The organism is Aestuariivirga sp., assembly GCF_037139295.1.
Lineage (GTDB): Bacteria > Pseudomonadota > Alphaproteobacteria > Rhizobiales > Aestuariivirgaceae > Aestuariivirga.
In genome coordinates this window covers 1-1,579 of the sequence record NZ_JBAXGR010000310.1, presented here as the reverse complement: position 1 = coordinate 1,579, position 1,579 = coordinate 1, and the positions used below count along the sequence as shown (strand labels likewise).

The 1,579-nt window shown below is 63.6% G+C and carries 2 protein-coding genes; one reads left to right on the top strand and one right to left on the bottom strand.

Annotated features, from left to right (window positions below):
* The coding region (locus WCJ41_RS22210; protein ID WP_336908009.1) for a serine hydrolase at nt 1-1,202 on the top strand (1,202 nt) is incomplete at its 5' end.
* A 7-nt stretch (nt 1,203-1,209) separates the two neighbouring features.
* Here WCJ41_RS22210 and WCJ41_RS22205 read toward each other — a convergent pair.
* Nucleotides 1,210-1,579: hypothetical protein (locus WCJ41_RS22205; protein ID WP_336908008.1), on the bottom strand; the 370-nt coding region annotated here is incomplete at its 5' end.

Sequence of the window (1,579 nt, the reverse complement as noted above, 5' to 3'; positions counted from 1 at the left end):
AATTCTCAGTGGAAACTTGTGCCCCTCCCGGGTCAACTCTCAGTGCAAATCAACACCGTAGCCTGCATTTTGCGCCGGGCACCGGCTACTCCTATTCCAACGGCAACTTCCGACTTCTGGCGACGGCAATCGAGCAGAAGGTGGGCCGCCCCTTTGGCGATTACCTGATGCAGCAGGTCGTCGCGCCAACGGGCATGGAGGGTGCAGTGTTCGCCGCCGAAACCGGAGAATTGCCGGGTGATGCGGTAGGCTACGAAGGCACGCTTGCGACGGGCTGGCGCCCCGGCATCAACCGCATTCACTGGACGGGTGATGCCGGTCTCTGCGCCTCGATCGACGACATGATGGCCTGGGAACGTTACATCGACCGCACGCGTGACGATCCCTCAAGCGTGTATTCGAAGCTGTCGCAGGCCGTCACCTTCAGGGATGGGTCACCGGCAGGCTACGGGCTGGGGTTGGCGCGGACGCGCTACTGGGGGCGCGACATGAGTGGCCACGGCGGGGCTATCCGCGGCTGGCGGCTGCAGCGTTACTGGGTTCCCTCGGAGCGGTTGTCCGTGGCGGTTGCCTTCAACCATGAGAGCGACAGCCGGGGTGCGGCCATTCACCTGCTCGCGGCCGCGCTTGGTGAAAGCGATGCGCCAGCGGCCTCGCAGGCCCCGCTTGCTGAAGCGTTTGCAGGAAGCTGGCTCGACGAGAAGATAGGGCTTCTCCTCGATGTGAGGGCGAATGGCGATGGCACGGTGAGCGCCGCATATGACGGAGGGACCGATGTCCTCAGCGTCGGCGCCGATGGCGTGGCTCGCGGGCATGACATGAAGCTCACGCGCGATGGCGGCGCCATTCGCATCGATCGTCCCGCCGATGCGATTCATAGTATCGCTGTGCCTGTTGGCAGCCTGCGTGACGATAACATCGCTGCCACCTATCGCTCCCCGGAATTCGAGTCCGAACTCGTGATCGACAGCGCGGGCGGAAGTTACTTCGGTGGCTTCAAGGGCTTCCTGGGGCAAGGACCGATGATGCCACTGTTACCTGTAGGAAAGGATGTATGGCGCATGGTCTGCAACCGCGCACTCGATGCGCCTTCGCCCGGCGACTGGACGGTGCGGATGCACCGGTCAGCGGGCAACAAGGTCGAAGCACTCTCCATCGGATGCTGGCTCGCCCGCAACGTGCGCTTCGAGCGGCAGACCTAGACGGCATTCACGCCAGAGGGGTAGACAGCGATGCGGCGGTGTTGAACGTCTGCCACATGGCGCCGAAGCCTTGGTGCGGGAAGGTGACATTGCGTCGTGAGAGATCGGCGATCCAGCGGTCGGTGACGGTCTCAGCCTCGCGCCAGCAACTGGCCATGAATTCCATCTTCTCCACTGGGCTGGCCGCAGCCAGCGCACGGCCCTCAGAAAACCACTTGACCTCAAGCGCCTCGAAGCTCTCGCGGATCTCGGGTCCTACCGTTGCGAAGCTCGCCATAGCCCTGCGGTGTAGCTTTTCGTGCTTCCACCATAGCGAGCCTTCGGTGACGGTCGCGGTGGGAGTGGGCCCCGTGTCGGGCATGGGCACGCCGAAATAG